This is a genomic window from Polyangium sp. 6x1, assembly GCF_029946515.1.
Lineage (GTDB): Bacteria > Myxococcota_A > Polyangia > Polyangiales > Polyangiaceae > Polyangium.
Genome location: NZ_JARZHH010000154.1, coordinates 1 through 6461 on the forward strand (window position 1 = coordinate 1; position 6461 = coordinate 6461).

At 72.9% G+C, this 6461-nt stretch carries 4 protein-coding genes; 1 reads left to right on the forward strand and 3 read right to left on the reverse strand.

Features of this window, described 5'->3' with window-relative positions; translation table 11 throughout:
• The 3 genes from QHF85_RS49320 to QHF85_RS49330 form a co-directional block, all read right to left on the reverse strand.
• The coding region (locus QHF85_RS49320) for a VWA domain-containing protein (RefSeq protein ID WP_281334513.1) at positions 1 to 2984 on the reverse strand (2984 nt) is incomplete at its 3' end.
• A complete protein-coding gene (locus tag QHF85_RS49325; RefSeq protein WP_281334514.1) occupies positions 2981 to 4975 on the reverse strand; it encodes a VWA domain-containing protein in 1995 nt (664 codons plus the stop codon). The genes QHF85_RS49320 and QHF85_RS49325, both read right to left, overlap by 4 nt.
• Positions 4976 to 5872 carry a DUF58 domain-containing protein gene (locus tag QHF85_RS49330; protein WP_281334515.1) on the reverse strand — a complete coding sequence of 299 codons (897 nt, stop codon included), beginning with the start codon at positions 5870 to 5872 and terminating at the stop codon, positions 4976 to 4978.
• A 262-nt stretch (positions 5873 to 6134) separates the two neighbouring features.
• Between QHF85_RS49330 and QHF85_RS49335 the strand changes: the two genes are divergently transcribed.
• Positions 6135 to 6461 (forward strand): hypothetical protein (locus tag QHF85_RS49335; RefSeq protein WP_281334516.1); only part of this gene is annotated, 327 nt, incomplete at its 3' end.

The window sequence follows — 6461 nt, forward strand, 5'->3', positions numbered from 1 at the left end:
TGCGGGGCCGGCGCGGAGGGATGTGCGAGTGCGGCGGTCGAGGCCGCGGGGAGCGGTGCTTCGCGGGCGGCGCGTTCGCGGGCGGCGCGCTCTTTCGCCTGGAGGAGCGCGCCGACGACGGCGTCGGGCGAGCGCGCATCGGCGTGCGCGTGGGCCTCGGCCGGCTTCGGTTGCAGCGCGGCGCGCGCGCGCGCGGCCCACGCGAGGACGGGCTCCGGCAAGGCGAAGCGGCGCGCCGCGACCGCGAGGAGGAGCGCGAAGCCGGCCATCGCGATCAGGACGGGCGTGATGTCCTGGTAGGAGAAACGCCGCGCGGCGCGGTCGCCGAAGATGCCGGCGAGCGTGTCGCGTCGCTTGCCGCCCGTGAGGTCCGCGATGCGGCCGAGCAGCGCGGCGTCGGAGCCCGTGGGCCGGAGCTCTTCGCCGGCCGTGAGCGCCGCGCCCGCCGTACCGACGACGTCGCCCGACTGCTCGTCCTTGGCGATCGCGATGTACGTGCCGGGGCGCGAGAGCGGGATCGACGCGGCATACGCACCGGCGCCGGTGGCTTCGAGCGCGGTCTCGCGGACGAACCCGTCGGGGCCGGCGACGCGCACCATCAAGCGGCGGAACGACTGCGCGCGGCCGTCGTCGCCGACGACCGTGGCGCGCACGTGCAGCTCGCCGCCCGAGGCGTCGGCCTCGACGCGCACGCGGCCGTCCTCGCCCTTGCGCGTGAGGTCGCGCGCGAGCTGGCCGACGAGCCGCGCCGCGCCGGGCCACGTGGTCCAGCGACGGCCCCAGCGATCCTTGAGGTCGCTCGTGAATGCGCCCGATCGACCGACGCCCGCGGACCACACCGCGAGGATCGGATCCCCCTCGGGCCCCGTCATGAGCACGCTCGCGCGGCCCTTCGGGATCGTCACGACGTACCCGTCGAGCGAGGGCGCCTCGTCGAGCGGCACGCCCGAGAGGATGGGCGAAGGCGCGCTGCGCGAGACGCGGAACTCTTTCTCGACGATCGACGAGCGCGCGGCGAGGATCGTCTCCTGCGTGAAGACCGCGGGCAGGCGGTTGGCGTCCTCGATGAGGTAGAAGCGGCCGCTGCCGAGGCGCGAGAGCGTCTCCAGCTCGGGCACGTCGCCGCCGTTGCCAAGCGCGACCACGCTCGTCGTGATGCCGGCGCGGAGGGCGTCCGAGACCATCGTGCGGCACGGGCCCATCTGCTCGGCGTCGGAGCCATCGGCGAAGAGCAGCACGTGCTTGAGGTTGACCTTCTCCTTCGCGAGCGCGGCGTACGCGGCCTCGAGCGTGATGTCGACGAGGATGCCGCCGCCGCCGGGGCCCACGCCGCGGATCGCTTTGTCGATCGCGGCTTTGTCGCTCACCGGGCCGAGCGGGACGCTCCAGTTGACCGCGGTGTCCACGTGGAGCACGCCGAGCCTGTCGCCGCTGCCGAGCAGCGCGGCGCTGCGGGCGGCCGCCTCGTTCGCAAGCTCGAGCTTCGTGTGCGCGCCGGCGTTCGCCGCCATCGAGCCCGAGATGTCGATGCCGATCACCTCGGCGAGGCTCGCGCGGCGCCGCTCTTGTTTGAGGTCAAATGAAACGGGGGAGACCTCTTCGAGCGGCGTGCGCGCGTACCCGCCCGGGCCGAGGCTGCGATCGCCGCCCATGAGGAGCAGGCCGCCGCCGAGGTCGCGCACGTAGCTCGCGAGCGCGTCGATCTGGCCGGGCGACAGATCCGAGGCGCGCACGTCGCCCATCACGACGAGGTCGTAGCCGACGAGCCCCGCGAGATCGACGGGCACGCTGCTCGTCGAGCCCTCGGCCACCTTGAACGCCGCGGCCTCGAGGGCGCGCGCGACGAACGCCGTCTTGCCCGCGTCTCCATCGAGCACGAGCGCCGAGGCTTGACCACGCACGCGCATGAAGGCGCTGCCCGCGTTGTCCTCGGGGGATTGATCGAGCGCAGGATCGGCCGCGGTGATCTCCACGTCGTAGCGGTGAAACCCGGGGCCGGGCGCCTTCTCGCGGATGCGCAGGACGTCCTCGCCCGCGGCGATCTTCGCGCCCGATTCCGCGATGAGCTCGCCGTCACGCCGCAGCCGGATCTGGATCGCGGCCGGGCTCGGCGACGAGGTCACGAGGCGCAGATCGATGGGCTCGCCCTCGTCCGCGCGCGTCGGCGCCCGCAGCGCGACCACGCGGATGTCGGGGATGGAGCGTTGTTCGAGCGGGACGACGTCGACCGGGATCTCCGCTGCCACCGCCGCCGCGGCCGCGGCCATGGTGTCGCCGCGCGTCGCCACGCCGTCCGAGAGCACCACGATGCGCGCGGCGCTGTCGGCGGGCACCTCGGCGAGCGAGCGCCGGATCGCCGCGCCGAGGTCGGTCCCGTCGCGCCCGATGGAGACGCGCTGCGGCGCGGGAAGGTCCGACTTCGGCCGCGGCGGATCCTCCGTCGCCGCGTCCGCGCCGAAGATGATCGTGCCGATCCGATCCTCCTCGCGCATGCCGAGCTCGGCGACCGCGAGCTCCTGCTTGATGCGCTGCTCGGCGCTCGGGACGAGGTCGATCGAACGGCTGCGATCGATCGCCACGAGCACGGTGAGCCGGTCGAGCGGACGACCGAGCTCGGGCCCGGCGGCGGCCATCGCCGCGATGAACGTCGCGAGCTGCGCGAGGACGTCGCCGAGCCGCGTGCGCAGCGGGCCCTGGTTCGTCCAGCCCGTCGCCATGCGGTACGCGACGAACGTGGTCGACGCGAGCACGAGCAGCGTGATCTGCGGCCGCGCGAGGCGCAGGTAGCCGCCGGGGACGAGGCCCGTCCAGACGAGGCCCACGTAGAGCGCAGGCAGCGCGCCCACGATCATCCCCGCGAGCAAGATCTTGCGCTTCGTGAGGCCCGCCGCGCGGATCACCCACCGCGCGAGGAAGACGAACACGAGCAGGCCGAGGCCGACGACCACGAAGGGGACGTACGGGCGCAGATGGCTCGGAATCACGCCGCGGCCCTCCTCTCCGGCGTCGGGGGACGCTTGGGCGCCGCGGGCGCGGCGGCGGGCGCGAGGCGCGGCTTGCGCGTCAGGTACCAGATGTCGAAGACCACGAAGCCGAGCGCCACGAGCGCGAGCACCCAGCTCCACTCGTTGTGCGCGTCGGGCTCGATGCCCGCGGCCGTCACCTTGATCTCGTCCTTGCCCGATCCGGCCGGGGCCATGACGCTGCCGAGGTCACTCTCGGCCGCGCTCGTCAGGTTCGCCGGGGCCACGAGCGCGCCGCCCTCGGGGCCTTGCCACGAGAGCTGATAGAGGCCGACCTTCGAGATCTCCGGCACGACCGCGAGGCCACCTCGCAGCGATACGTCGAGTTTGTCGCCGGTCGGTCCTTTCACCTCGACGTCCTTCGCCGACGCGGGCAGGCGCACGCGCAAGGGCTCGCCCGCGCGCGCGGGCCCCGTGATGCCGTGCGCGCGGTGGATGCGCGCCTGCTCCAGCATGTTTCGCATGAAGAGCACGAAGCTCGCCTTGAGCGGCCAGTCGCTGTCGCCGACGTCGAAGCCGAGCAGCGTGCCCGTGCGCGTCGGCGTGGAGATGTCGGTCGCGATCGTGCCGTCCTGCGTGCGGATGAGCTCCTGCGTGGGGCCCTCGGGCTTGAGCGCCGCCGCGCGCGAGATCGACACGCCGTCGAGCGAGAGGAAGCGCATGCGCGCGTCGCCGCTCTCCCACGACGTGATCGACGGAGCTTCGAGCGTCCTGCCGACCACGGTGCCGAAGCAACGACCCGCGGGCGGCGCGACGATCAGGAGATCCCCGCCCGGCACGAAGTCCGGGCATGCGCCCTCGACCACGACGAACGCGTCCATCTCGACCGCGGCCGGCTTCGCGAGCTCCGCCACCGAGAGCGTCTTCAACGTCGTCGCCGGATCACTCACGATCGCCCGCTCGATCCACGGCGACACCTTCTGCGGATCGGGCGCCACGTACGCCACGGGGAGTTTGTCCCCGGCCGGCACACGCGCGAAGGCCGCGTCGTCGACCTCCATTGCGTCGTGCGGCGCGATGTCGAAGATGAGCCCGCGCCGGTAGTCGCCGGGCGCCGGCAGGAAGTCGAGCACCACGGCCTGACGTTCGCCCGGCGCGACCAGGATCTTCCGCGACGCGAGCACGTCCGACGCGTTGTCCTCGCGCATCGTCACGTAGAGCTCGCGTGGCGCCTTGCCGAAGTTCGCCACGACGAGGAACGCCTGCACCTGCTCGCGCTTCAGCGTCGGCTCGATCCCCGACCGCACGTCGACGCGCACGATGGCCGCGTTGTCCACCGGCGTGCCGACCGTGATCACCTCGATCGGCAGCGACGCACCCGAGAGCGCGGCCGGCGCAGCGAGGTTGCCGTCCGTGATCACCACGATCCGCCGCGATCCGCCGAGCTGCCGCAGCCGGTCCACCGCGAGCGCCACGGCCGCGCCGAGATCACCCTCCACGTCGTGCACGCGCAGCGTCTTCAGCGCGGCCTTCAGCCGGACCGCGTCGCGATCGAGCGGCGCCACCACGCGCGCGTCGCGCCCCGCTTCGAGCAGGAGCGCGTCGCTGCCCGGACCGAGCGACGACAGGATGTCCTCGGCGACCTTGCGCGCGAGCTCGATCCGCGTCTTCGTCTCCGCGCCGGCCACGCTCTGCGCTGACATCGACGCGCTCGCGTCCACGATGATCGCGAGGTGATCACCGGTGATCGCCCTGCCCCGCGTGGCCGGCCGCGCGAGCGCGAACGCCAAGAGGAGCAGCGCCAGCGCCTGCAGGATGAGCGGCACCTGGGCGATGAGCTTCTGGAACGGCGAGCGCGCGATCAGATCCCGCTTCGCCGACGCCCAGAGCCACGTCGACGCGACGCGCTTTCGCTTGCGCCGCACCTTCAGGATGTAGAGCAGGACCAGCGGGCCGAGCAGACCGAGGAGCGCGAGCCCCTTCGGCGCGAGCAGATCGAGCGGCGAGGACATTCAGTCGATGCTCCTCGCGACGATCCGGCGGATCGCGCTCTCCAGGGGTTCGTCCGTGCGAACCCGCACGTACGTCGCGCGCAGCCGCTTCGCCATCTGCCGCAGCTCCTCGCAGAGGCCCGCGAACCGCAGCACGTACGCCTCGATCGCCGCGGCATCCATCGTCACCTCGACGACCGCGCCGGTCTCGGCGTCCTCGAGCGCCCAGTCGCCCTCGTACGAAGGCTCGATCTCCTCGGGCGCGACGACCTGCACGAGCACGAGATCATGCCCGGCCGCGGCCGCGCGCGTGAGCGCCGGGCCGAGCGGCCCGCCGTCGAGGAAATCGGAGACGACGAGGAGCATCCCTGCACGCTTGTTCTTTTGTATCAGCCGATCGACGGCGCGCGCGAGATCCGTCCCGCCGCGCGGCGCGATCCCTCCGAGCGCGCGCAGGAGCGCGGGCAGCCCGCTCCGGCCGCGCACGGGCGTCTCTTCGCGCTGGATCCCCTCCCCTGCCGAGATCACCTGCGCCCGCTCCGAGGCCGCGAGCGCCATGTACCCGAACGCCGCGGCGATGCGGCAAGCGGCCTCGAACTTCGGCGGCTCGCCGAAATCCAGGGACGCGGACGTGTCCACGAGGAGCCGCACGATCACGTCTTCCTCGGCGCGGAAGAGCTTCAGCACTGGCTCGTCGGTGCGCGCGTAGGCGGCCCAGTCGATGCGGCGCAGGTCGTCGCCGGGGCTGTAGGGCCTGTGCTCCTGGAACTCGGCCGCTCCGCCGCGCCGCCGCGCGACGTGTTCGCCCGAGGCGCCCGAGCGCGCGCGGATCTCGAGCCGGCGCCTGAGCACCTCGAGCTCGCGTACGAAGGCCGGATCGAGGAGCCGGGAGGGGATCCCCGGACGAGTCTCCTGCATCCGAGCCCTTCTGGCCCAGCGCCGCCGCGGCGTCGAGAGCGTCGCGCGACGCGCCGCGTCCCTCCCCCGAACCTCCGCGCGCCCGTGGTCCCGAGCACCACAATGTAGTTTGAGTAACAACAATTTATCTGTGGACTGGTAACAACATTTACCATCCTACAGGATTGAAGTTTTTTGCTTACACTGTGGCGTTCGAACGAACTCTTGCAGGGAGGAGTCGATGCTCGGGTGGCGAAGTGCACGGCGTCATGGGCTCGCGTTGGTGGCGGTCGCCGCGATCGGGTGTAGCGGTGACGGGGCGACCATCCAGACCACGGGGAGCACGACCGGCTCCGGCGGCAACGGCGGCATCGGCGGCATGATGGCCGGCCCCGGTGGGAGCGGCGGCATCGGCGGCATCGGCGGCGCCGGCGGCATCGGCGGTTCCGGCGGCATCGGCGGCGCCGGCGGCATCGGCGGTTCCGGCGGCATCGGCGGCTCGGGTGGCATCGGCGGCTCCGGCGGCATTGGCGGCTCCGGTGGCGTGATGGCCGGCAGCGGCGGCGCCGGCGGCATCGGCGGCTCGGGCGGCATCGGCGGCGCGGGCGGC

Coding starts and splice junctions, on each gene's coding strand:
- QHF85_RS49325 (WP_281334514.1), bottom strand. CDS start 4,975: ATGTCCTCGCCGCTCGATCTGCTCGCGCCGAAGGGGCTCGCGCTCCTC.
- QHF85_RS49330 (WP_281334515.1), bottom strand. CDS start 5,872: ATGCAGGAGACTCGTCCGGGGATCCCCTCCCGGCTCCTCGATCCGGCC.